Annotated in this window: 20 protein-coding genes and 1 pseudogene; 11 read left to right on the forward strand and 10 right to left on the reverse strand. The window is 58.4% G+C overall.

Annotated elements, in window-relative coordinates:
- Positions 1–169 precede the first annotated feature (169 nt).
- Positions 170–652, forward strand: a pseudogene (locus DWY05_RS00760) (ATP-binding protein); the annotation flags it as partial.
- Positions 649–840 carry a hypothetical protein gene (locus DWY05_RS00765; RefSeq protein WP_117821338.1) on the forward strand — a complete coding sequence of 64 codons (192 nt, stop codon included), beginning with the start codon at positions 649–651 and terminating at the stop codon, positions 838–840. The pseudogene DWY05_RS00760 and the gene DWY05_RS00765, both read left to right, overlap by 4 nt.
- Positions 841–930: 90 nt before the next feature.
- Here DWY05_RS00765 and DWY05_RS00770 read toward each other — a convergent pair whose 3' ends face one another.
- Together DWY05_RS00770 and DWY05_RS09880 are read right to left on the reverse strand one after the other, a co-directional pair.
- Positions 931–1,083 carry a helix-turn-helix domain-containing protein gene (locus DWY05_RS00770; RefSeq protein ID WP_117821339.1) on the reverse strand — a complete coding sequence of 51 codons (153 nt, stop codon included), beginning with the start codon at positions 1,081–1,083 and terminating at the stop codon, positions 931–933.
- A 563-nt stretch (positions 1,084–1,646) separates the two neighbouring features.
- Entirely contained in the window at positions 1,647–2,306 is a 660-nt protein-coding gene (locus DWY05_RS09880; protein ID WP_147335218.1) for a hypothetical protein, read from the reverse strand.
- Positions 2,307–2,643: 337 nt separating this feature from the next.
- Here DWY05_RS09880 and DWY05_RS00780 point away from each other — a divergent pair, with 337 nt between their 5' ends.
- The gene (locus DWY05_RS00780) at positions 2,644–3,096 is read left to right on the forward strand and encodes a DUF4869 domain-containing protein (protein ID WP_117821341.1); all 453 of its coding nucleotides are present in this window, start codon (positions 2,644–2,646) and stop codon (positions 3,094–3,096) included.
- Positions 3,093–4,070 carry a translation initiation factor 2 gene (locus DWY05_RS00785; protein ID WP_117821342.1) on the forward strand — a complete coding sequence of 326 codons (978 nt, stop codon included), beginning with the start codon at positions 3,093–3,095 and terminating at the stop codon, positions 4,068–4,070. Before DWY05_RS00780 ends, DWY05_RS00785 begins: the two co-directional genes overlap by 4 nt.
- Here DWY05_RS00785 and DWY05_RS00790 read toward each other — a convergent pair.
- The 5 genes from DWY05_RS00790 to DWY05_RS00810 form a co-directional block, all read right to left on the reverse strand.
- On the reverse strand, positions 4,067–6,553 hold the full coding sequence (locus DWY05_RS00790) for a glycosyltransferase family 2 protein (protein WP_117821343.1): 2,487 nt from the start codon (positions 6,551–6,553) through the stop codon (positions 4,067–4,069). The genes DWY05_RS00785 and DWY05_RS00790 overlap by 4 nt on opposite strands.
- Complete coding sequence (locus DWY05_RS00795; protein WP_117821344.1) at positions 6,554–7,621, reverse strand: glycosyltransferase; 1,068 nt, start codon at positions 7,619–7,621, stop codon at positions 6,554–6,556.
- A 12-nt stretch (positions 7,622–7,633) separates the two neighbouring features.
- The gene (locus DWY05_RS00800; RefSeq protein WP_158558726.1) at positions 7,634–8,752 is read right to left on the reverse strand and encodes a glycosyltransferase family 2 protein; all 1,119 of its coding nucleotides are present in this window, start codon (positions 8,750–8,752) and stop codon (positions 7,634–7,636) included.
- 74 nt (positions 8,753–8,826) lie between these two features.
- Positions 8,827–9,867, reverse strand: coding sequence for a glycosyltransferase (locus DWY05_RS00805; RefSeq protein WP_117821346.1), 1,041 nt, complete (start codon positions 9,865–9,867; stop codon positions 8,827–8,829).
- 6 nt (positions 9,868–9,873) lie between these two features.
- The gene (locus tag DWY05_RS00810) at positions 9,874–10,977 is read right to left on the reverse strand and encodes a glycosyltransferase (RefSeq protein WP_117821347.1); all 1,104 of its coding nucleotides are present in this window, start codon (positions 10,975–10,977) and stop codon (positions 9,874–9,876) included.
- Between the two features lie 112 nt (positions 10,978–11,089).
- Between DWY05_RS00810 and DWY05_RS00815 the strand changes: the two genes are divergently transcribed.
- Together DWY05_RS00815 and DWY05_RS00820 are read left to right on the forward strand one after the other, a co-directional pair.
- Positions 11,090–12,220 (forward strand): acyltransferase, encoded by a 1,131-nt coding sequence (locus tag DWY05_RS00815; protein WP_117821348.1) that lies wholly within the window; start codon positions 11,090–11,092, stop codon positions 12,218–12,220.
- A gap of 170 nt (positions 12,221–12,390) precedes the next feature.
- Positions 12,391–13,410, forward strand: a complete 1,020-nt coding sequence (locus DWY05_RS00820) for a glycosyltransferase (protein WP_117821349.1) — start codon at positions 12,391–12,393, stop codon at positions 13,408–13,410.
- A gap of 24 nt (positions 13,411–13,434) precedes the next feature.
- Here the strand turns inward: DWY05_RS00820 and DWY05_RS00825 are convergent, their stop codons facing one another.
- The 3 genes from DWY05_RS00825 to DWY05_RS00835 all read right to left on the reverse strand — a co-directional run bounded on the left by DWY05_RS00825 (position 13,435) and on the right by DWY05_RS00835 (position 17,823).
- Positions 13,435–15,231 carry an AAA family ATPase gene (locus DWY05_RS00825; RefSeq protein WP_117821350.1) on the reverse strand — a complete coding sequence of 599 codons (1,797 nt, stop codon included), beginning with the start codon at positions 15,229–15,231 and terminating at the stop codon, positions 13,435–13,437.
- A gap of 203 nt (positions 15,232–15,434) precedes the next feature.
- A complete protein-coding gene (locus DWY05_RS00830; protein ID WP_117821351.1) occupies positions 15,435–17,252 on the reverse strand; it encodes a hypothetical protein in 1,818 nt (605 codons plus the stop codon).
- 139 nt (positions 17,253–17,391) lie between these two features.
- The gene (locus DWY05_RS00835) at positions 17,392–17,823 is read right to left on the reverse strand and encodes an Rrf2 family transcriptional regulator (protein ID WP_117821352.1); all 432 of its coding nucleotides are present in this window, start codon (positions 17,821–17,823) and stop codon (positions 17,392–17,394) included.
- A 224-nt stretch (positions 17,824–18,047) separates the two neighbouring features.
- Between DWY05_RS00835 and sufC the strand changes: the two genes are divergently transcribed.
- From sufC to sufU, 5 genes are read left to right on the forward strand one after another with little or no spacing between them, the layout of a single operon-like run.
- Positions 18,048–18,848 (forward strand): Fe-S cluster assembly ATPase SufC, encoded by an 801-nt coding sequence (gene sufC / locus DWY05_RS00840; protein ID WP_117821353.1) that lies wholly within the window; start codon positions 18,048–18,050, stop codon positions 18,846–18,848.
- Positions 18,849–18,860: 12 nt separating this feature from the next.
- The gene (gene sufB / locus DWY05_RS00845) at positions 18,861–20,273 is read left to right on the forward strand and encodes a Fe-S cluster assembly protein SufB (protein ID WP_117821354.1); all 1,413 of its coding nucleotides are present in this window, start codon (positions 18,861–18,863) and stop codon (positions 20,271–20,273) included.
- Positions 20,273–21,544, forward strand: a complete 1,272-nt coding sequence (locus DWY05_RS00850) for a SufD family Fe-S cluster assembly protein (protein ID WP_117821355.1) — start codon at positions 20,273–20,275, stop codon at positions 21,542–21,544. The genes sufB and DWY05_RS00850 overlap by 1 nt, the downstream gene beginning before the upstream one ends.
- Positions 21,541–22,866 (forward strand): aminotransferase class V-fold PLP-dependent enzyme, encoded by a 1,326-nt coding sequence (locus DWY05_RS00855; protein ID WP_199409613.1) that lies wholly within the window; start codon positions 21,541–21,543, stop codon positions 22,864–22,866. Before DWY05_RS00850 ends, DWY05_RS00855 begins: the two co-directional genes overlap by 4 nt.
- Positions 22,859–23,293: a Fe-S cluster assembly sulfur transfer protein SufU gene (gene sufU / locus DWY05_RS00860; RefSeq protein WP_117821356.1), complete on the forward strand. Its 435-nt coding sequence runs from the start codon at positions 22,859–22,861 to the stop codon at positions 23,291–23,293. Before DWY05_RS00855 ends, sufU begins: the two co-directional genes overlap by 8 nt.
- The last annotated feature ends 50 nt before the right edge of the window (positions 23,294–23,343 follow it).

A 23,343-nucleotide genomic window follows, 5' to 3' on the forward strand; every position in this document is an offset into this window, starting at 1 on the left:
GTGAGGTACGACGACACGGCGACAAGGCTGGACGAGTTCCTCGGGTGGCTCCTCTCCAAGGACTCCCGAGCGGCGATGCCGGGCGGCGGGCGGTCCTTCAGGCGCAGGACGGCCGAGTTCTGGGAGGTCAGTCTCGTTCCCCGACGGCTACGGGGAGGCCGACCTCAGGTCGCTCGCCTTCATCGACGCGTGCCAGGACTTCGTCTTCCACCGGAAGACGGGCAGGGGCAAGACCCACCTCGCCATCGCGGTCGGCGCCGCCGCTGTCAGGGCCGGCAAGTCCGTGAGGTTCTTCACCGTCGCGCAGCTCGTGATGCACTTGGCCGACGCGCGCGACCGCGGCAGGCTGCGCAGGGAGCTCGACGACCTGCTGTCGGCGGACCTGCTAGTACTCGACGAGCTCGGCTACGTGCCGCTCGACGTCGAGGGGGCGAGGCTGCTGTTCCAGGTCATGTCGGCCCCCGAGGGCACCCAGAGCCTCATAGTCACCACCAGCATAGAGTTCAGCAGGTGGGGCACGGTGTTCGGCGACGACAAGATGGCCGCGGCCGTCGTGGACAGGCTCGTCTACACGGGCAGGCTGGTGGAGTTCAACGGCGCCAGCTACAGGATGGAGAACGCGCTGATGCCCGGGAAGGGTGAGGCCGAATGAGGTACGCCGCGGAGGACTGCCCGGTGAACAGGATGAGAGACCGCGACGCCGGCGGCTGGGACGCGCAGACGCTCTGCGGGCTCTTCCAGTGCCCGGGCTGCGAGCTGACGCCAGACCACCCGCTGATGACGGGCGAGCGGGGCGGGATGGAGGAGGTGCCCCCGGAGGAATGGGAGATACCGTTCTAGGCAGCGGGCGGGCCGGCCGCGACGGCGCCGGCCCGCCCGGAGGCGGTCAGCATGAGGGTGTCGAAATTCGACAGACGTATTTGTCGATTTTTACTTGACGGAACACATCCCTGGGGGCGACCTGCCGAGCTCCGCGGCGATCTCGCGGGCGCTGCGGTTGAGGTCGAGCATCCTCTCGATCGTGTTCCTCTCGTACCTCGTGAGCCTCCCGTACGACCTCCCGGACGGCTTCGGTCTGGACATGTCGGCCTCCCTCCATCGAGGGCCGGGGGATTCCGGCCTCTCTGGGGTTGCCTACCTGGATTCGCGCCTCAGGACTCAGCGCAACGCGTTGCGCTGAGTCCTGAGGCTGTTGCAATGAAAATGAGAATCAAGGCCCCGAAATGTTCCTCATTAAGCAGAAGAAAATAACCGACGAATCCTTCCACGACCTTGTATAGTTTTAGGATTTAGACGAAGCCAACACATGCCTATAATATGCCAACTTGCTAAAGATTAAAGGGCGGCAATCTTCATGGGTGGCAGAGCCTGCCACCCAAATGACGATAGACCGCCAGCAAAAAACCAATCAGCATCGCGTCTGTTCCTCGCAGTAGTATTACTGCTACACCGACCATTAGCCCAAGAAATAAAAGTGCCTCTTTATAGCCGAGCCCGACTTCGGTAACGCATAATTACATTCGCACATTGATGACCATAAATCGGTAAAACTATTCAGGTTTCCACAATCTGAGCCGTTAAAGAACTAACGGACAATTCGACATTCTGGCCAATCATCTCATGTGCATGCTCGCCATCGTCAGTTTCTAACATTTCCTCTCCGTAAATCGGTTTATAGGAAATTTGTATATCGGCCTGCTGCGCAAAAGAACACCCAACGATGTTCTCATATCTGAATAAAAGCAGTACGGCTCCCTTTTTTCTAAGCTTGCCAACGAAGCTGCAAATTTATAAACCCCTTCTTGAGGAACACATAAACGATGCTGATCCATGGACGAAGCTTTGCCAAAAGCCGAATCATCCTTCAGGCGAAGTCGACAGGCCGGTCCATCCCCAACATTGCGAATTTCGATAGAGAGACGCACGGCCTCATTTACCGTGCTTGTCCAGATACCCTTATCTCCATCGATGTCGACAGGCTTATCGTCAACCAACACCTTATCGATTATAAAAAACGGACGCTTAGTATTTTCCCGTTTAAACTCATCTTGTTGCCTCTGCAGATTACGATCAAGTTTATTCAGTCTTTCGGTCTGGTAGACCGAATACAGCGCAAGAGAAATGGAACCGGCGCCAACAGCAGCAGAGCCGATATATCCAAGCAAATCCCCCGGATCAAAACGCGCTTCAAAGACTGCGCAAGGCGCCTCATACATAAATAGAACATTCACCAACAACGGAGCGCAAAATAGAAATGTCACTACTGAAATTAAGATAAATAGAAGCTTATGAGTTGTCATTTTCATTAGCAAAAAAACTCCCGTACGAGAGACTTCTTAAGAGCCTCAAGCATTTAAATCTGTCGTTTCATGTCAAATCACATCTTTATATTCCTATCGTAAGTTATATCGAGATTTATCGGTTTATATAAACTTGTATAAGCTTATCGCGGAATATCGTTTGTTTCGACCCGCTAAATCCAACATATCGAGACAGGCAATTACCGCAGGATGGAAAGTTGTTACACCTGTAAAAGTCATCGGTTCGTTCTAACAGACGTGCTGAATGACCCGTTATCCACGGCCTGAGGGAAATCGACCCCAACATGGTAAAGTAGTCGCAACAAGCAACCATGGAGGAACAATGCTCAGCATTCACTACGGCGACAGAGACGATGTGATTTATGACACGTCGACATTCTTTGATTACAGCTATTCTCCCTCTTGGCTGCAAGATCCCCTGTCACAGCGCATTATCAAATCCATTGATAATGGCACTGTTCTTGGCGCAAACGCAATTGACACCAAGGTGCTTGGCGTTATTCCGCCAGAGAAACTATCAACGGGCACCAAAACACTTCTACTGATGCTCTTTATGCCTCAAAACCTCTACAACGCCTCAACCTGCGGAGATAATTGCGCCTATTGGATCTTGCGCATCGCCTCCAAGCATGACATCACCATCAACCTCTACCATATGATGGATTTTGGCAAAGCGCGTTTTACAGCCCGTGTCATCAATTCCGGACAGATTGTTCATACCATGGATGAGCTTGTCCTTATCTCGGCAAAATGTCTGAGGGAGGCTCGAGCATGAGAGGGGAATACCAGCTGACCGTAAGGACCAATAAAGTTCAGGTCAAACTCACCATTCGCCGAAACCTCACCATCATCCAAGGCAAAAGCGCAACAGGCAAAACCACCCTGCTGGACAGTCTCCGTGCATACGAAAACCTAGGAACCCAAAGCGGGATAATCGTTAATTGCGCAGCCCCCTGCCGCGTCATCGGCGGCATCGATTGGGAAGCGCAACTCAGCCGCATCGATAACAGCATCGTGTTTGTGGACGATACGCAAAAATTCGTAAGGAGCCATGCATTCCAACATGCAGCTCGGCACAGCTCTAACTACTACGTCATAGTTGCCAGGGACGAATTGCCCCAGCTCCCCTATAGCGTGGATGAGATCTATGGTCTCAAGAACACCAACAGGGCCACAACAAAATATCCCGTCTACACACGCACGTACACTTCTACATACCGCATTTACGGAGACGAGCTCTACGATGGAGATCTACCAGAAGAAGTCATCGTCGAGGACAGCAACGCCGGCTATGAATTCTTTAAAGTCCTGTGTGCCAAAAGCGGAATTCGCTGCGTAAGTGCCGGTGGCAAATCAAACATATACGAAACCGCTCTGAGCTCCTCAGCCCAAAAGCTGCTCGTAATTGCAGATGGAGCCGCTTTTGGTCCCGAGATGCCTTATGTCTATTCACTCAGGAGATTTAAAAAGATCGAGCTCTTTTTGCCGGAATCGTTTGAATGGCTTGTGCTGAGATCGGGACTCTTCAACGATGCCCAAACGCAAGAAATGCTCCTGCATCCTGCCGATTTCATCGACTGCGAGAAGTTCTTCAGCTGGGAACAGTTCTTTACGAAACAGCTTAGGGAGCTGACCCGAGACAGCTACCTAGCCTACAGAAAAGAAACTCTCAATCCCGCCTACTTACAGCAGCATGAGCTCGAAACGATTGCCGGATCGTTGCCCAAACTCGGAATCACTTCGCACTAGATCGAGAAATACTCGCTCTCGCTGCTAAGATTCGGCCCCAACCACGGGTCGCCATCGAGGAAGAACTCCGGCCAGCGCTGCATGAACAGGGCCTGTTCGCGCTTCCAGCGGCGCAGCTTTTCTTCGTTGGCCTCTTCCCTGCCGCGCGAGGTGAACTCGTAGTGATACAGCTCGGCACAGGGCGTATAGATGGTGCGGTAGCCCGCCTCCCACACGCGAAGGCAAAAGTCTGCGTCGTTAAAACCAACCGCGAATTCCTCGTTATAGCCGCCGACCCGCTCAAATACGTCGCGTCGGACCATCTGGCAGGCACCCGTCACGGCGCTAAAGTTGCCCGGGCGAACTGCGCGCTCATAGTAGCCCTCACGCCTTGCCGAGAAGTCCTGGTTGGCATGGGCAAGTGCGCCACGCACGCCAACCAAAATGCCGGCATGCTGCACCAGATGATCGGCAAAGTAGAGTTTGGCGCCCACCACGCCCGCATCGGGACGCTGCAGATAGCCCATCATCTCTTCGATAAAGTCAGGGCTTATGACCTCGGTATCGTTGTTCAGCAGCAGCAGGTAATCGCCCTTGGCATGCTCAACGCCAAAGTTGATGATCTGGGAGTAATTGAACTCGCCCGGCCAGTACACAACGCGCGCCATGCCCTTGCCTTCGGATGCTGCAGCCACGCGCTCTGGCAGGGTTTCGTAATACGCAAACGTCTCTGGGGCTTCACTGTTGTTCTCCACCAAGACGATCTCGTAGTTGGCATACGTTGCCTTCTGGGCGATCGACATCACGCAGGCATCGAGCGTCTCAACGTGATCCTTGGTGGGAATCACAATACTCACCAGCGGCGCAGGCTCCGGCAGCGCATAGCGCATGCGGTAGACAAACGGCGTCTCGGCCTCCTCGACCGTTCCGCAAATGCCCAGCGCGTCAAAGTGACGCTGAAGCGCAAGGCGCCCGGCTTCAATAGCATACGGCTTGCTATCGGCAGAGCCATCGGCGGTCGATCCCGGATGAACGCGCCAGTGATACAGCACATGTGCAACGTGCTCAAAGCGCGCGCCGGCTGCAAGGCAGCGAAGCGTCAGGTCGTAATCCTGAGCGCCCGCGACGTCTTCTGGCGACATGCCAATACGATCGATGAGCGCCTTCTCCACCATCAGGAAATGCGTCACGCAGTTATGGCTATAGAGCAGGTCGACGTTGAGCCGCGTCTTAAAGACCGGCTGGCCCCACTCCCCCGTTTTCTGGAACATGTCCTCGTCGCAGAACAGGACCTGGGGACGCTCGTCCTCGGCCGCCTTATTCAGCGCGGAAACATACTGGAATAACGCGTCCGGTTCCAGAATGTCGTCATGGTCCAAGAACGCGACGTAGTCGCCTGTCGCTCGCTCGATACCTGCGTTGGTGTTGAGCACAATGCCGCCGTTGCCGGGAAGCTCGATGCGACGGATGCGCTCGTCGTTGGCGCCTGCCGCAAGGGTGTCCACCGCGTCCCATTCGGGCGAGGCGTCCATGAGCAGCAGTTCCCAGTTGTCATAGCTCTGGGCTAGCACCGATTCCAGCAGCTTGCGCAGGTAGACCCGATCAGTCTTGTAGCACGGCACCACAATGCTCACGAGCGGTCTATAGGCAAAGGCCGCCGAAGCGACACGCTGGCACGCCAAATCGGCCGGCTTTGCGCGATGCTGTTCAAACCAACGTCGATAAGCTGCGTCGTCTGCACGCGCGTCCTTCATGCGGTTCCAACTGTCATCGACCATGCCGTTGTACAGGCGACCATCCATGGCGCAAAACCCGCTCTGGATCTGCTCTGTGGGGTCGCTCACAATTGCGACAAAATCTCGTATATCCTGAGGCATCTCAACACTCAGATACGTTTTATTGACGCGGCAACCGTTGCGCTGGGGAACATCGACCTGCGACTCAAACACATGCACGGTGACATCGATGGCATTCATATGCGTATCGAAGATCTGGAGCTCAGGTGCGCACTGGGGGTCTCCCGCCCAGGTAACCTCATAGCGCCACACCGCGCCGGCGTCTGCCGGCAAATAGCGAATGGCATCGATCTCGTAGCGGCCGCAGTGTTCGCCACGCTGCGCATCGCGGATAAGCGCACACAGCGCAGGCTTTGCTTTGTAGTTAATCTTGGATTCCAGCTTGGCCACGCGGCTATCGAGGCGAATGGAGCCCAACCTTTGGCCACCGGATGCAAAAACGACATCCATCGACGAGCCATCCAAAAACGGAAGCACCAAGACAGCGAGCTCGCGCTCGTAATCGGAAACGGAAGGGCAAAGCGCCAGCACACGGCCATGATCGACCGGGAGCACCAGCGACGGCACACAAGAACCGCTCGTCGTCGCATGGGCAAACGCTTGAGAACCCTCCTGCTCAATAAGCGCGGCGACATCCTGACCGACATAGCGAAGCAGCACAAACAGACGGCCCTGACTGCGGCAAAGTGCCAAACGCTTGATACTCATCTACACTTCTCGCTTTCCCAGGGCGTTCGCCGCCATGCGCTTGCAGGCACCCAGGCGCCCAAACCTCAAGACGTCGTAATCGAACATGAGCTTTTTGCACTCACGGACATTGGGGGCCTTGCTGGTAAGCGCCGCGCGCACCATAGCAGCAACAGAAGGAGCGCATAGTGCGAGCGCGGCATCGCCGCCCACAGCAGAATCGGCAAGCGCCGTGGCAACGGCAGCAAGCACCTTGCCGCAGTCCGAACCCAGCAACCTGAGCGCATCGTACAGCACCAGATCGCATAGGAAGTACGCCAGGTCATCGGCGTGCTGTACATCGAGATCGTCGCGCTGCCAGTCAGCCATCACCGCGGAGTAAATCTTCACGTGCTCCAGCAGTCGCGTCTCGTCGTCATAGCGCATGGTGTCCATAAGCGAGCCCTTACGCGCGACACGGTAGTCATACAGCTTGTTCGAGATAAGCGCAGTCTTGCGCGAACGACCGTACACGGCAAAATCGAAGACCTGGTCCTCGCCATACTTGACGGTTTCGTCGAACACGATCCCGTTACCCAGCAAAAACTCACGCTTGCAGGCGGTGCGCCATGCAAAGGGGCGAGACGCTTCCTTAAACAGCAAGTCGGAGCTATAGCCTTCAAACGATACATCGCGCGGGCTCAGCACATAGTTAAGCCACGGATACCCCGCCTCCAGCGGATACGGATTCGCGCCAAAGGTCAAAACGTCGCAGTCCTCGCGTTCAAAGACATCGACGATCACGCGGCATGCATCGGGCGCAAACCGGTCGTCGGAATCCAAAAACGCGACGACAGGTGCCGTGGACGCAGCAATGCCTGCATTACGGGCGCTCGACAGGCCGCCGTTCTCCTTATCGACCAGCGTAAAGCGCGCGTCCTTTTCGCAATAAGCAGCCGCAATATCGCGCGAACCGTCCGGCGAGCCATCGTTGACCAGCACGCCTTCCCAATCGGGCATGTCCTGTGCAAGCAGGGAGTCCAGGCACCAGGCCAGGCACTCCTCCACGTTATAGATGGGAACGACAACGGAAATCTTGGGGGTAGCCATAGTCACTCGCTCCTACTGTGCGGCCGGAACGTCGTCAGGGTGCGGGTTGTCGCCGTAGGTGCGCTGATACGTCAGCACGCGCCAGACCAGCGGCAGGCCGCCAATCTTAAAGTAATGCTTAAACGTATTGAGCTTGCCCGGCTTCTTAAAGCCAAAGCGCGAATCGATATAGGCACGGGGCGACTTGACCATCAGGCGCAAGTCGGTCTCGCCACGCGGATCAAACAGCGACAGGTCAAAGCGACCGGCATCCCAATCGGCCTTGAGCTCGGGCGAGGCCTTTTTCCAAAACTGATCACGCAGTTCATCGACCAAACGCTCATCATTCCAACGGTACGTATCGACCTTCATGCGCATTAAAATGCCCTGGAGTTGAGCCTTGAGCTCGGGACGCTCGTCCAAAAAACGTTGCATCTCGGCATATTCGTCGCACACGCAAAACACCTTGTTAGGCGAATTAACGGAGCTCTTCTCGTTATCCTGGCGATAGCACAAAATGGGGTCCGTAATAAACGCGGCACGCTCGGCGCAAGCCCAAACCTTAAAGTTAAAGCCTGCGTCCTGATACGAGGCGCCCGGCGTGGGAAGGAACCGAATCTGATTGTCGTTGAGGAACTGGCGCCGATAGATAGCCGACCAAATGGAAGGTTTGCGGTAGAAGATGCCCGGGCGATCGACGGGACGATACGCGGCGCCCGTCATATGCTCGTCGACAATCCCAAACAGCTCACGGCGCTCGCTGGGCGTGGACCAATACAGGTAAAAGTCGCCCTTTACCACATCGGCATGCTCAGCATCGGCCTTGGCGACCAGCTTTTGGAGCGAATCCTCAAACATAAAGTCGTCGGACTCAAGGATGCCCACGTACTCACCGCGCGCCATCTCCAGGCCGCGGTTCATCGAGTCGCCGTAGCCGCTGTTGGCTTTATCAATCATCTTAACGCGCGCATCGCGCTCCATGTACTCGCGAATAATATCCGGCGAGCTATCGGTAGAGCCATCGTTGATGCAAATGATCTCAATGTCCTTGAGCGTCTGCGCCACGGCGGAATCGAGGCACTCGCGCAGATAGCGCTCGACATTGCAGATGGGAACAAGCAGCGAAACTTTAGGGGTATCAGAGTTCTGCAAGAGAACCTCCTGTTGAGTAGCGTGTAACAGGGTTATTTTAGCAGCCGAGTTGCGGCGGGCGGCAGCGCTTGGAACTAGAGAAAGCGCTCCAGGCAGGCCTTGAAACCACGGGTCGAAAGATAGAACAACGTGGCGTCTGCCATTGAAACGCCCGAGGTCGCCGCAACGAGCTTGTGGGCAACACGTCGAACGGCGCCCTTAGCAGGCATATCCGCCCACTCCGTTCCCAAAAACGTCGTGAGGTCCATGCTGACGCGAGCCGCCACGCGATGGAAGTCATCGGAATCCAAGCGCGCCAAATCAAACACAATAAGGTCCAGGAACCAGGTGATCAGCTCGCCGGGGCACAGGTCCAAAAGACCGTAGGCCGCCCAGTCCTCCAAGACTTCCTCGAGCATCCTCATGTGGGCGTCAAGCTTTTTGGCGCGAGCCTCGGCACTGTTGAACTCGTGCGTCGCCGATTCGCTCTCCATCACGTAGTGGTAGAACTTATCCGGCATAACGACGGTCTTGCGGGCAAGCGCATAAGCCGCAAATTGGAAGACGACGTCCTCGCCCAAAGCCAAACCGGGGGCGAAGCGAATGCCTTCGCGATTGAGCAGCTCGCGCGAAAAAGCCGCACGGCAGGCATAGGGCTGAGCATTCGAATGGAACAGCAGTTGGGGATCACGGGCGCCGAAGGCACCAGCTTTGGGGCTCATGAGTTGCTGGACGCGTCTGGGGGCAGCATCGGCAGGTTCACAGACGCCGCCAAAAACGGCGGCCTCGGCATCCGCAGACTCCATGGCATGCAGCACGCGCTCGACCGTCTGGGCATCGATGTAATCGTCGGCGTCCACAAAAAAGACGGCCTCGCCCTCGGCGACATCGATACCGGCATTTCGAGCACACGAAACGCCCGCGTTTTCCTGGTCAATCACCAGTACGCGATCGTCGGCCTGCGCGATCTGGCGCAACACGTTCAACGAATCATCAGTCGAACCGTCGTTGACGCAGATAACCTGAATCGAGAGCTCAGACTGGACCAACAGCGAATCGAGGCATCGCTGAATGGAGCGCGACGAATTGTAGACGGGAACGACAATGGTCGCTTTGGGGGTCAAAGTCTCTCCCATGTCGACCTACCCCCTCAGCGATTCGATGAGGAAGGCAGCAACCACACCTGGGCCTCCAACCGAGGCGTAATACTTAGCACGCCCCAAGGCACCATCCGTCGCAAAACTCGGATGCTCGTCAACCCAGCCCTCAGGATCTTTGAGGATGGCAGCGAGATTTGCGCGCTTCCACGGCTTGAGATCGTCAAGCGAAAACTCCCCCGCGTCCAAGGCCGCTTGGAACTCCTTGGCCATCTGAACCAGGAACTCCTTATAGAACTTAGGCGCTAGGCGCACGTAGTTCCACATGTACGAATCGTACTTAATGAGCTGATTGAACTTGAGCATGCGCGCGACGTCATCACTTGCGTGGTCACGGGCATAATCCTCTCGAATCCAACGCTCAATCTCAGCATACTCGGTATTGACGCAAAAGACCTTAGCCGAAGAATTGACCGAGGAATTCTCGTTGTCCTGGCGATAAGACAACACGGCATCATGAAGGTAAACAGCCTTATCGGCGCACGCGATCACCTTAAAGGCGAATGACGTGTCCTGAAAGGATGCCCCCGGAGTCGGCAGAAACGTAATGCCGTTGCGCTCAAGAAAATCGCGACGGTACACGGCCGACCAAATCGACGGCTTTTGCTTAAAGAACTGCGTCGTATCGCTCGGGTGCACTGGCTTGCCACAGTCCTTGGCTTTAAACATCTCGTGCAGCAAACGGCGCTCCTCGGGCTTAGACCAGTAGAAATCAAAGTTCGCCTTCGCAAAGTCGGCATTATTGGTATCGGCGGCCGAGACAAGCTTTTCGAGTGCGTCGGACGCCATAAAGTCATCGGACTCCAAGATGCCCACGTACTTGCCACGCGCCATCTCCAGACCGTGGTTCATCGAGTCGCCGTAGCCGCTGTTGGCCTTGTCGATCATCTTGACGCGCCCATCGCGCTCCATATACTCGCGGATAATCGCCGGCGAGTTGTCGGTCGACCCGTCGTTAATGCAGATGATCTCAATATCCTTGAGCGTCTGCGCCAGGGCGGAATCGAGGCACTCGCGCAGGTAGCGCTGAACATTGTAAATGGGAATAAGCAGCGACAGAACAGGGCTGCCAGAGGCGTTAGTAGACAAATGTGCTCCTTAGGAAATACCTGTCGTTTCATGGTATCAAAGGGTCAGCGCGCTAGCGGGCGTTTATATAATCTATGGAGCTCGCAGAGGCAAACCGATAAGAAAGGACGTCATGCAGCCCAAAGCCGCACGCAACATACCCATCGAAGCACTGCGTTTGGTCGCGGTCGCCGGCATCGCGGTGTTCCACACCTTTCAGTGGACCTTCCAAGCCGTCTGCGTCGGCGCCGTGGAATATGCCCCACTTGCGATGTCCCCCTATTCCGGCGTGCTCGGTTTTATTAACCTGCTTGGCTGCTGGGCCAACGAGGTCTTCTTTATGATCTCGGGCTACTTCCTGATTGCCTCGGCGGCTCGCGCCTGGAGCGATGGGGCAACGTGGACATCGCAAATACAGCGGACGACGCAGCGCCTTGGCAAGGTCATTTTGCCCACTGCGTTTTATTGCCTCGTGGCACTCGCGTGGTCCACGGTCGTCTCCCCCATTCCCGATGTTACCCTCAACACGCACTACTGGTACACGCTGGGCCTTGAGTTTATCTGGGTCTATGCCGCCACGGTCTTCATGACGCCATGGTTTGGACTGGCTAAGAGTCGACTCTCCCAGAAGAGCTACACGACGACGGTCATCGCCGTTGGCATCCTCGCATTTGTTGTTAACGGGTATTTAGCCGCCATGAGTGCGACAAGCGGCGGTGAGTTTTCTTGGCTCCAGAAACTCATGAGCGCCGTCACGTACGTTATCGCGTTTTTGATCGGCGGACTGCTCCGCGACGTTACCGATGTCATAGATTCGGACAGGGCGGGCGCCTTAGGCACGCGGTCGCTCTCGGCGGTTTTGGTGCTCGCCACCATCCTGGAAGGAGCACTCTCCTTCACCGGCAACCTCACGGCGATGGCAGCCCTCTCCTACAAATCAACCTCGTTGATCTCGTTTGCCCTCGCTGCCGCCTCCTTGCTCTTTGCGGCAACCCGACGCAGTGTCTCAGGCAATCCGCGGACTGCAGGTGTCATCGTCACCTTATCGACCGCCACGCTCGGTTTCTATGTGATGCAGTCACTCACCAGTAGCATGTGGCGTCCCGTCTTCAATACGTTGCTCGCAAACATACTGATCAGCCAAAGCAGCCCGGCAGCTATATGCATCATCACGGGTACCGTCATTAGCATCATCTTTGCTCTGGCACTTCTCATCATCGATGCAGTTAGAAGCCTTATCGAACGCAAGCTCAAGCGGCAATAGACATGCTGCCCTCAGACGCCAAAGCCGCTACACCCATGGCAGGTTCCTGCGTTTTATTCAAAGCTTGCCGTCAAGGTGCGCCGAGCCTTTACAATAGGACAGTCCCAAGGACGTATTCGATAGCTTCCGTGCAGCGCATGCGCGCCGCGCGTGAAAGGATATATTGCCCCATGCCTTCCACCCTTCCCGCTCCCATCGATAAGCTCGCCATCGTCGTCGTTACGTACAAGCGTCAGGAACTCCTGGCCAACTTGTTCGACTCCATGACCGAGCTCACGGCAACGCCCTGGCGCATCGTGATCGTCGATAACGAGAATTCGCGCGAGACCGAGGCCATGTGCGCCGCATTTAACGAGCGTCTGGCTAACCTGTGGGGCACCGACATCGAACAGCCCGACGCGAAGGGCGGCACCGACCGTGTCATCTACGCCCCGCAGCTCGAAAACGGCGGCGGTGCAGGTGGCTTCTCCGCCGGCACCAAATGCGCCTACGACCTGGGCGCCCAGTGGTTCTGGGTCATGGACGACGACGTGCTCGTCATCCCCGAAGGCATCGAGCGTCTTGCCAAGTGGACCGACCGCTACGATGTCATCCAGGGTTCGCGCCTAGACTTTGACGGCGGCGCCTTCTTTTGGCAGTACCAGCTCATCCTTTCACTCGGCATCCCTAACCCCATCGCTAAGTGGGATCTAGGCCCCGAGGGCTACCGCACCATGAACCAACTGTGCTTTGAGGGCGGCATGTTCTCGCGCCGCGTGGTCGACAAGATTGGCCTACCCGACGCGCGCTTCTTTATCTACGGCGACGATGCCTGCTATGGCTACTTGGCCAGCCAGCACTTCCCCGCCGCCGTTGTTGCCGACGTGGTGCTCAAGCGCGCCCGCGCTGTCTCTAACTGGGACATCGCCGGCAAGCGCCAGCTCAACTCTACGAGCGACACCAACCGCTACTACATCATGCGCAACCGAGGCTTCCTCGCTCGCTATATGCAGATCTACGGTGACTACCACCCCATGCTGTTCCGCCTGGGCAATGCCGCGACCTTCTGCAAGGAATTCATTCGCCTGGCCGCGGTCGACAAGTGCTTTAAGACCGGCATTCCGGCGCTGCGCCGAGGCATGAAGGACGCCCGCAAGATCATCAAGGATCCCAACTGGAAGCCCATGCCGCCCATGAAGGACACCGAGTAACGGAAGCCGGAAACACCTCGGCGCTTAAAGCCGCTGGCACACCGTAGCCACATGCTGCCCATCAAAACCGAACCCCCAGCGCATGCGACCCACGCCGGGGCGCGGCACACGGATTTCGTCGATGCCGTCGCGCTCTATGTCGAGTAGCGCCTGCACGGCCAGCAATTCCAGGCCCAGCGCACCCACGCCGGGGTCATACATCATGTTGATCGTTATCAGCGGACGTTCATCGAGCATACCGATCGTATCGGCTATGTCGGACACAGCGCCCGTAGGAAAAACCTGGATGTCCCAGCGATCCGCGCCACACTTTCGCCTCGAAGCAGGATTGGCATAGCCCGGCAAGCCAAAGCAGAGCCCCTGCAAGAACAGATGATATGGCAGCGGCTTATCTGGGTCGGTCTCACCGATTCCCGCATCCCCCAGGATGCGGCTTAGCGCCCGCCTCACGGTATCCTCGTTCCCACGGCACAGCCCGTCGCGAAACGCATCGACGTCTCGAATGTCTTCGGCAGCGCACTCAAACCACTCAACAATCACTAGACGCAAGGCCTGGCGAAGCTCTTTATTGGGCAATCGCAAAGCACGGAGGCGATCGCCATGCTCTGGCTCCTCAGTCATATCTGTCGTCAGGAAACCGGACAGATACAGCGCTGTCCACATGCCATCGTCAGGCGAGACATCTGGCTCTGCAGTGCCCAAACAAAGCGGGACCTCAGCGCACCCATGGGCCTCGAGCAAATCAAACAAGACCGAAAGGCGGTCGAGATTCCACCCGGCAACTACCCTACTCAGGCAATCGGCATATCCATACAGATCGGCACGCACAGGCGCCGTGCAGCCTCGGCCCAGAAAACCGATCACACGCTCTGGACTCGAGCAATAGGCCCTGCCAAACCGATACCCCTCGAGCCATTCACGCGCATCATCCAGGTATTCCTCGCGCCCAGCATGATTCAAAAGAGCCTCGACCTCGGCATCCGAAAAACCGAAACATCGGTCACACCACGCCGACAGCGGCGTCGTCAGACAATACGAGCAGCCGCGCGAAGAAAGCGCCGCTTCGGCAGGACCGGGACACTCCCCCATCAGACACGTCAGCCGCAACGAATCGCGTGCAGTGGCAATGGCGTCAAACAGCACACGGTCAAGTAGTTCTGCCGGATCGGCGCCGGAAGCGCCCCTCGCACTCGCGCGGCCCAACCACGCCGCGTCGTACCCATCAACGAGCAATACAACCTGCTCATCGCAGGCCATCTCCAGCAGCTCAATGAGCACGCCAAGCACCGAGGCGACCTCGTCCTCGCTCGCCACGCCACGCGCAACGCGTTCGATGTGACGCACCTTATCTCGAGCTAAATCCGGAGCCTCCAAGAGAGCCAACAAGCGAGCGCACTCGCCCGAAAGGGCATCGCGCACGACGCCGGCAACAGCGGGGCCACGCCTCGCAGCGCCAGAAAAGTCCAGCGATATCACCGGATAGCAAGCATACTCATCCCGATAGCGCCCACCGTCCGCATCCCAAATCTGAGCATCGGCAAACGAGATCCGACCGGCGCGACCGACCGCCGGACGCTCCAGAAAAGCCCTGAGCATCGACAAGTTCATGCTCTTGCCAAAACCCTCGGGTCGACAGCACACCACAACGGACGCGTCACAGTCCAACACATCGGCAATAAACATGGTCTTGTCGACCAGTATGCAACGACCAATGGCATCGGCAAAATCATGCACACCGACCGGCAAAACCGCATCAGCGACATGGTTGACAAGCCGTACGCCAAAAGTATCGCCACTGTTGCAATACTCCTGTTCAGACACCGTAACTTCTCCCTAAAACGCAGCACGAAGCCCATTGTAGCGAGCAGTTCAAGTGCAACGCTGGATCCGTGCAAAGGCATCGGGCAACGGTAGGAACAAAGGCCTTGAGGGGGCATAACAAATCGTTGTGCAACAAAATGGGGCCCGATGCAACTGCACCGCCCCCCATTGCGAATCTTTAGTTGTCGGGCAACCGAAAGGGACTACTCCTCGGAGTCGTTCTGCCCAGCAGCCTTCTTTTGCTGATCGAGCTTATGCTTGCCACTCACAATAGACGTGGCACCCAGCGTGGCCAAGCTTGCACTGGCAAGGCTCGCCATCACAATCAGATCGCCCGTCTTGGGCATATTGCCGCCAGATGACTTGGTAGTTGTAGTCGTCGTGGTTGTAGTGGTCACCGCCTTGGAGTCATTTTGCTCTTGACTCTTGTTGTCGGTGTTGCCCTTACCGCCGGCCTCGCCCTGCTGCTTTCCGTCCTCGGTCTTGTCCTTGCTCTCGTCCTTCTTCTCAGATTCAGACTTCTTATCCTCGTCCTTCTTCTGAGCGGATTTGTCGTCCTTCTCCTCAGAGCTAGAACCCTTATCAGATTCGGTCTTCTCGGAAGCCTTGTCCTTGGAGTCGCCCTTTGCGGCCTCGGTCTTTTCCGTGGAAACCTGATCAGAGTTGTCCTTGTTCTGGGTCGAGCCATTATTGACGCCAGCCATCAGCGAAGAGCCCAGCGCAGAACCGAGTTGCACGGAGAAAGAAGGCTTCTTGTCCGGCGAAGCAACAGGGGCGTCCGGTGCCTTATTCGAGTCGTCCTTGGAAGCATCGGAATCAGGGGCTGCGTCAGAGCCGGAGCCGTTGTTAGAGTCGGTGTCAACGGACGAATCGCTCGAGCCGGTAGATGAGTTAGAGGTGTCAGCGCCAGTCGAACCAGAAGCGTCGCTGTCCGTATTGCCGGCAGAGCTTGAAGGCGAATCGCCCGCAGCAGAGCCGTTCAAATTGGAGCCGTTCGGGGTAGAGCCGTCGTTGGTAGTGCCACCAGCAGAGCCATTACCGTCAGCATCGGTCGAGGGCGCATCCATCCTGTCATCGTTGGCGTCGTCACTCGAGTCGTCATTCGAATCAGGTGTCGGCGAGGGCACCGGCGTAGGCTCGGGCTGCACGGGCGTCGCAGCGGCAGCCTCATCCTCGGCGATAAAAACCAAGCAGTCCTTCAGCTCATTCTTATAACGATTCTTCCAGCCCTCATGATACTGGGGCTGACTTGAAAACTTGGTGGCGACATTGTTGACCACGCTATTGGAGAGCGCCGTCACAAACTCGCGGTCGGACATATCGTTGGAAAGATTCGCCCAGCGGAAGAAGTCTCTGCAGCCACCGGTGCCGCACATGTTGGTGATGCTCCACACCATGCCCTTGACGCAATCGGCGCGGCCCGAAATATCAATACCCAGGCCGCTCTTGAGCCACGCCTCGGTCACCGCATAGTACGAGTTGTACGCATAGGCATCTTGAAGTGCTGAGAACTCAACAGGATCGGTGTTGTACGCACCTTGGAAGGCATCTTGCACGATATGGCCCAGCTCGGTGAGCTGGCCGTTCTCGTACATGACATTGCTCGCGTTGGAAATCTCGCTGCCGCGATCAATCGCATCCTTGAGCATGCTGTATTTTTCGGGGTTGTAGTTGTAGGCCTGCTTCATAAACGGAATGAGCGACCATCGACGGTCGAACTGGTAATAGCCCAGCGCGTTATAACCGTCGCCATACGAAAAGCCCTGGTTGTAGTTGCCATGGCTCTCGTACTTGGTAAAGTACTTCATCTCGGGAGTCACGTTGACAAACGAAACACCCTGGACCGACCTCAGCACGCCCGAGAAGGACTGCTGGGTGTAGAGACCCTTATCGATATCGGTGGCATCCGAGGCAACGCCCGGCGTGGGCTCCTCGGCAGCGGCGGGTGCCGGCGCGGAAACGGCGCCAAACGAAAGCGCCAGCGTCAGGCCCGCGACAATCGCAGAATGCTTGGGCTGCATAAGATCCTCCCTGCATTGGTGTAGTTAAAGTGCAGTTTGCAAAGATAGAAATAAGTATTGCAGCTCGCCCGTTGTTGCACAACAACCCCTCGGTAAACGGCAACAACCCTCCGCGAAATCTTAAGGAATTGCGCTCAACCTACAGTTTGATGTCGAAGTTAATCTCGGGGACGGCAGCAAGGTCGGCCAACGACACGCCGTCGACGTACTTTTCGATCACGTCGTCCAGACCGCGCCAGAATTTGACGGTCGAGCAAAGATCGCTGCGGGCGCAGCTGTTGTCGATGCCATCGCATGCCACCGGAGCCGTGCTGCCCTCGACGGCGCGCAGGATGTCGCCGGCACGCACCTCGGCCGGGTCCTTGGCCATCATGTAGCCGCCGCCCTTGCCGCGTACGCTCTTAAGCAGGCCCGCCTTCATAAGCGGACGAACCAGCTGCTCCAAATACTTTTGCGAGATATGTTCGCGGTCGGCGACCTCGCGCAGGGCAATCTTGCCCTCGGCGTCGCCCAGCGCCGCGATATAGATCATCAGCCGGAGGGCATAGCGGCCCTTGGAAGAAATGAGCATACCTACCCTCCCATTGCATCTGGGACAACATAACCAGGTTTGTTTGTCCCAAATCTTAAGTAAGTGGGACAAACACAACAGGTTATTTTGTCCCACATCTAGAAAAGTCGAGTGGATTAGTCGGGTTTTCCCTTGACTAACGCCGAACCCATAGTAACTTTATTCCGAGAAGATTCCTAGGGTTTCGTACACCCATGAGTACACCATATACAGAGAGGGACAGCATGAGCGCAAATCCGCTGCTTTCCATCGAAGGTCTGACCGCCTCCGTGGACGAGAAGACCATCCTCCACAACGTAAACCTCAACGTCGCCGCCGGCGAGACCCACGTGCTGATGGGACCCAACGGCGCGGGCAAGTCCACCCTTGGCCACCTGGTCATGGGCGATCCCGTCTACACGGTCAACGACGGCCGCATCGTCTTTGACGGCCAGGACATCACCGAACTCACCACCGACAAGCGCTCGCGCGCCGGCCTGTTCCTGAGCTTCCAGGCCCCGGTCGAGATCCCCGGCGTGCCACTGTCGAGCTTTTTGCGCGCCAGCATCGCCGGCCGCCCCGGCCTGGAGATGAAGGGCAAGGAGTTCCGCCGTCGCGTCAAGGAGCTCGCGGCCGAGCTTAACATGGATACCGCCTACCTCAACCGTGAGCTGGGCGTGGGCTTCTCGGGCGGCGAGAAGAAGAAAGTCGAGATGCTCCAGCTTCTGCTGCTGCAGCCCAAGCTCGCCATCTTGGACGAGACCGACTCCGGCCTAGACGTCGACGCCCTGTCCACCGTCAGCCACGGCATGGACGCCTACCGCAAGAGCTGCGACGGCTCCATGCTCATCATCACGCATAACACGCGCATCCTGGAGCACCTGGATGTAGACCGTGTCCACGTTATGGTGAAGGGCCACATCGTGCGCGAGGACGACGCCTCGCTCATCCCCTGGATCGACAAGAACGGCTTTGAGACATTCGAGCGCGAGGCCGCCGAGCAGCGCGCCCAGGCCGAGTCCGCCGCTGCCGAGCAGCAGGCGTAAAGGGGCGACGCAATGACCAAGAACCGCACCGAGGTCGCGGACATCGACCGCAGCCTCTACGACTTCACCTACGGCGAGGAGGGATTCGAGCGCCTCGACGCCGGCATCACGCCCAACATCGTGCGCGAGATCAGCGCCAAGAAGGACGAGCCGCAGTGGATGCTCGACCTGCGCCTCAAGTCCCTCGAGATCTTCAACCGCTTCCCGGATCCGACGTGGGGCCCCTCCATCGAGGGCCTGGACATGGACAACATCGTCACCTACGTCAAGCCCAACACCGACCAAAAGCACGACTGGGAGTCGGTGCCCGACGACATCAAGAACACCTTTGAGCGCCTGGGCATCCCCGAGGCCGAGCGCAGCTATCTGGCGGGCGTCGGCGCGCAGTACGACTCCGAGCTGGTCTACCACAACATGCAGGACACGGCGTCCAAGATGGGCATCGTGTACTCCGGTATCGAGGAGGCCCTGCACGATCCGCAGTGGGAGCCGCTCATCCACGAGAAGTTTATGACGCTCATCCCGCCCACCGACCATAAATTTGCGGCCCTGCACGGCGCCGTATGGTCGGGCGGCTCGTTTGTCTACGTGCCCAAGGGCACCAAGCTCGATTTTCCGCTGCAGAGCTACTTCCGCCTCAATGCCAAGGGTGCCGGCCAGTTTGAGCACACGCTCATCATTGTCGAGGACGATGCCGACCTGCACTTTATCGAGGGCTGCTCCGCGCCCAAGTACAACGTGGCCAACCTCCACGCCGGCGCCGTCGAGCTCTTTGTGGGCAAGCGTGCGCACCTGCGCTACTCGACCATCGAGAACTGGTCCAAGAACATGTACAACCTCAACACCAAGCGTGCGCGCGTGGACGAGGACGGCGACATCGAGTGGATCAGCGGCTCCTTCGGCAGCCACGTGGGCTACCTCTACCCCATGAGCGTGCTCAACGGCCGCCGCGCCCGCTCGAGCTTTACCGGCATCACCTTTGCCGGTGCCGGCCAGAACCTCGACACCGGCTGCAAAGTCGTGCTCAACGCGCCCGATACTTCGGCAACCGTCGAGACCAAGGGTATCTCCAAGAGCGGCGGCATCCAGACCTTCCGCAGCTCCATCGTGGCCACGCCTAAGGCCGAGGGCTCCAAGGCAACCGTGAGCTGCCAGTCGCTCATGCTCGACGACCAGAGCCGCTCCGATACCATCCCCGCCATGGACATCCGCGCCAAGAACGTCGATATTGGCCACGAGGCCACCATCGGCCGCATCGGCGACGACAAGGTGTTCTACCTGATGAGCCGCGGTATCTCGGAAGAAGAGGCCCGCACCATGATCGTCAACGGCTTTGCCAACCCGGTCTCCAAGGAGCTGCCGCTGGAGTACGCCGTCGAGATGAACAACCTGATCAAGCTCGAGATGGAAGGAGCGATCGGATAATGAAACAGACCATGAACACCGCTGCTACCACGCTCGAGCAGGTCAACGCGATGCCCGCAGCAACCTGGGGCTGGTTGAAAATGAACCAGACCAAGCTCGAGCTCTCTGACGAGCTTGCCGCCGCTCCCGCCGAGTCCATTGAGGTCGAGGGCTTGGACGAGCAGTTTACTGGCGTGACAGACGCGTTCGACGCCGCCATGGAAGCCATGGCCGAGCGTTTCCCCGAGCGCCGCGCCTCCGCCCCCGGCGACGCCGCCGACCGCGCCCGCATCACGCCCGAGACCGAGCTCGACGTGCCCGCCACCTCCGTCTACCAGGCCGGCGCCATCAAGCTGGAGGAGGAGCTCTCCCCCGCTGAGGCCTTCGAAACCGGCATGGGCGAGGCTGCCTACGCCTACTTGGCCGAGCACGCTACCAAGCGCATCGTCATCGATACGCCCGCATACAAGCACGCGACGGTTACCGTGCGTGTGAGCGGTGTCGATGCCGCCGCGGCCATCGCCGCCATCGACGTCGTCGCCCGTCCCCAGTCGACGCTCGACCTGCAGATCGCCCTGGACTCCCCCGTTGCCGGCGAGGGCGTCGTGGGTTCCGTGCTACGCGTGTGCGCCCACGAGTACGCCACCGTCAACGTGGCCTGCACGCAGACGCTCGACGATAGCTGGATCGCGCTCGACGACACCGGCCTGTTCCTGGACGAGGGCGCGCGCGTCAACGTGCAGCACACCGTCTTGGGTGCTGGCGCCAGCGCTACCGGCCTTGCCGGCGACCTGCTGGGCGATACCGCCAAGGTCACCATCGATACCGATTACCTGGGCGCCCGCGAGCAGGTGCGAGACTTTAACTACGAGCTGCGCCACCGCGGTCGCAAGACCGAGTGCGAGATCGATGCCAACGGCGTGCTGACCGGCACGTCCAAGAAGGTCTACCGCGGCACCATCGACCTCGTGCGCGGCTGCAAGGGTGCAACCGGCACCGAGCGCGAAACGGTGCTTTTGGCCAACAAGGGCGTCGACAACAAGACCGTTCCCGTCATCCTCTGCGACGAGGACGACGTCGCCGGCAACCACGGCGCCACCATCGGTCACGTCCGCGACGAGCAGCTGTTCTACCTCGCCTGCCGCGGCCTTGACCAAAACGCCGCCGAGGATCTGTTCATCCGCGCCAAGCTGGAGGACGCCGCGCTTTCCGCCACCGACGAGCGCACCCGCGCCGCCGTCGTCCGCCTGGGCAACAATTTGATCGATAACTTTGAGGAGGAGCTCGCATGATCGACACCGAGCACGTTAAATGCGATACCTGTACCGCACCGGAGCCTATGGAGCTCGACGCCAGCGACGAGGCTTCGCGCGGCTGGCCCACTGTGGACATCGAGACCAACCCCTACAAGGGCCAGTTCCCACTGTTCCAGCAGCACCCCGAGATCGCCTTCCTCGATAGCGCCGCCACCGCGCAGCGCCCTGCCTGTGTGCTTGACGCCGAGCGCGACTTCTATCAGCGCATGAACGCCAACCCCCTGCGCGGCCTGTACTCGCTGTCCGTCGAGGCCACCGACGCCATCGCGAAGGTGCGCCAGCAGATCGCCGACGTCATCGGCGCCGCCCAGGCCAACGAGGTCGTCTTCACCCGCAACACGAGCGAGTCGCTCAACCTGGTCGCCAAGAGCTTTGCGCCCACAGTGCTCGAACCGGGCGATGAGGTCGTCATCACCATCATGGAGCACCACTCCAACCTGATTCCGTGGCAGCAGGTCTGCCGCGAGACCGGCGCCAAGCTCGTCTACCTCTACCCCACCAAGACCGGCCAGCTCACGACCGAGGAGGTTCTGGCCAAGGTGGGTCCCAAGACCAAGATTCTGGCTGTGGGTCAGGTCTCCAACGTGTTGGGCGTCGAGAACCCAGTCAAGAACCTCGGCAAACTCGTGCACAAGTACGGCGGCTACCTGGTCGTCGACGGTGCGCAGTCGCTGCCGCACATGCCGGTCGATGTGGCCGACCTGGGCGCCGACTTCTTTGCCTTTAGTGCGCACAAGGCCATGGGCCCCATGGGCATCGGCGTGCTGTGGGGCAAGATGGACCTGCTCAACGCCATGCCACCCATGCTCACCGGCGGCGAGATGATCGATTCGGTCACCGAGCAAGACGCCGTCTGGGCGCCCGTCCCCGAGAAATTCGAGGCCGGCACGCAGGACGCCGCCGGCATCTTCGCCACGGGTGCGGCACTCGACTACCTAGTCAACACCGTGGGCTATGACAACATCCAGGCCCGCGAACAGGCACTCGTCCACTATCTGATGGGCGAACTCATGCAGCTCGACTTTGTCCAGATCATCGGCTCCATCTATTGGGACAACCACCACGGCGTCGTAAGCTTTAACGTCAAGGGCATCCATCCGCACGACGTCGCGAGCATCATGGATATGGACGGCGTCTGCATCCGCGCCGGCCACCACTGCGCGCAGCCGCTGCTCACCTGGCTGGGCGTCGAGAACCTTGCCTGCTGCCGCGCCAGCGTGGCCTTCTACAACGACAAGGCCGATATCGACAAGTTCATCGCCGGCCTGCATCACGTTTGGAGCACGTTCAATGGGTAACCTCTACACCTCCACCACGTTTATGGAGCACAACTCGCATCCCGACTACAAGTACGAGATGGATGCCCCCACGCACGAACACGACGGCATCAACCCCAGTTGCGGCGACGAGCTCACCTTGCAGCTGCGTGTCGAGAACGGCGTGATCGAGGAGGCCTCCTTTACCGGTCATGGCTGCGCCATCAGCCAGGCCAGCGCCGATATCATGGCCGACCTCATCACCGGCGAGACGGTCGAGGAAGCACGTCGCTTGGCAGGGCTCTTCCTCGCCATGATCCGCGGCGAGCAGCTCTCCGAGGAGGACCTGGAAGATCTGGACGAGGCCGCCCAGCTCCAGGATATCTCGCACATGCCTGCCCGCGTCAAATGCGCCGAGCTCGCCTGGCGCACCCTCGACGGCATGCTCACGGGACAAAATAATCAGTAGTATTTGTCCCAAATCTTAAGAATTTTGTTGGCCGAATCGCTTGACAAGAG

Origin of the sequence: Collinsella sp. AF23-4AC (assembly GCF_003462685.1) — a bacterium.
Classification (GTDB): Bacteria; Actinomycetota; Coriobacteriia; order Coriobacteriales; family Coriobacteriaceae; genus Collinsella.

Coding starts and splice junctions, on each gene's coding strand:
- DWY05_RS00835 (WP_117821352.1), bottom strand. CDS start 17,823: ATGCTCATTTCTTCCAAGGGCCGCTATGCCCTCCGGCTGATGATCTAT.
- DWY05_RS00780 (WP_117821341.1), top strand. CDS start 2,644: ATGCTCAGCATTCACTACGGCGACAGAGACGATGTGATTTATGACACG.
- DWY05_RS09880 (WP_147335218.1), bottom strand. CDS start 2,306: ATGAAAATGACAACTCATAAGCTTCTATTTATCTTAATTTCAGTAGTG.
- DWY05_RS00855 (WP_199409613.1), top strand. CDS start 21,541: ATGATCGACACCGAGCACGTTAAATGCGATACCTGTACCGCACCGGAG.
- DWY05_RS00795 (WP_117821344.1), bottom strand. CDS start 7,621: ATGGCTACCCCCAAGATTTCCGTTGTCGTTCCCATCTATAACGTGGAG.
- DWY05_RS00790 (WP_117821343.1), bottom strand. CDS start 6,553: ATGAGTATCAAGCGTTTGGCACTTTGCCGCAGTCAGGGCCGTCTGTTT.
- DWY05_RS00805 (WP_117821346.1), bottom strand. CDS start 9,867: ATGGGAGAGACTTTGACCCCCAAAGCGACCATTGTCGTTCCCGTCTAC.
- DWY05_RS00785 (WP_117821342.1), top strand. CDS start 3,093: ATGAGAGGGGAATACCAGCTGACCGTAAGGACCAATAAAGTTCAGGTC.
- sufB (WP_117821354.1), top strand. CDS start 18,861: ATGACCAAGAACCGCACCGAGGTCGCGGACATCGACCGCAGCCTCTAC.
- DWY05_RS00765 (WP_117821338.1), top strand. CDS start 649: ATGAGGTACGCCGCGGAGGACTGCCCGGTGAACAGGATGAGAGACCGC.
- DWY05_RS00820 (WP_117821349.1), top strand. CDS start 12,391: ATGCCTTCCACCCTTCCCGCTCCCATCGATAAGCTCGCCATCGTCGTC.
- DWY05_RS00850 (WP_117821355.1), top strand. CDS start 20,273: ATGAAACAGACCATGAACACCGCTGCTACCACGCTCGAGCAGGTCAAC.
- sufC (WP_117821353.1), top strand. CDS start 18,048: ATGAGCGCAAATCCGCTGCTTTCCATCGAAGGTCTGACCGCCTCCGTG.
- DWY05_RS00815 (WP_117821348.1), top strand. CDS start 11,090: ATGCAGCCCAAAGCCGCACGCAACATACCCATCGAAGCACTGCGTTTG.
- DWY05_RS00830 (WP_117821351.1), bottom strand. CDS start 17,252: ATGCAGCCCAAGCATTCTGCGATTGTCGCGGGCCTGACGCTGGCGCTT.
- sufU (WP_117821356.1), top strand. CDS start 22,859: ATGGGTAACCTCTACACCTCCACCACGTTTATGGAGCACAACTCGCAT.
- DWY05_RS00770 (WP_117821339.1), bottom strand. CDS start 1,083: ATGTCCAGACCGAAGCCGTCCGGGAGGTCGTACGGGAGGCTCACGAGG.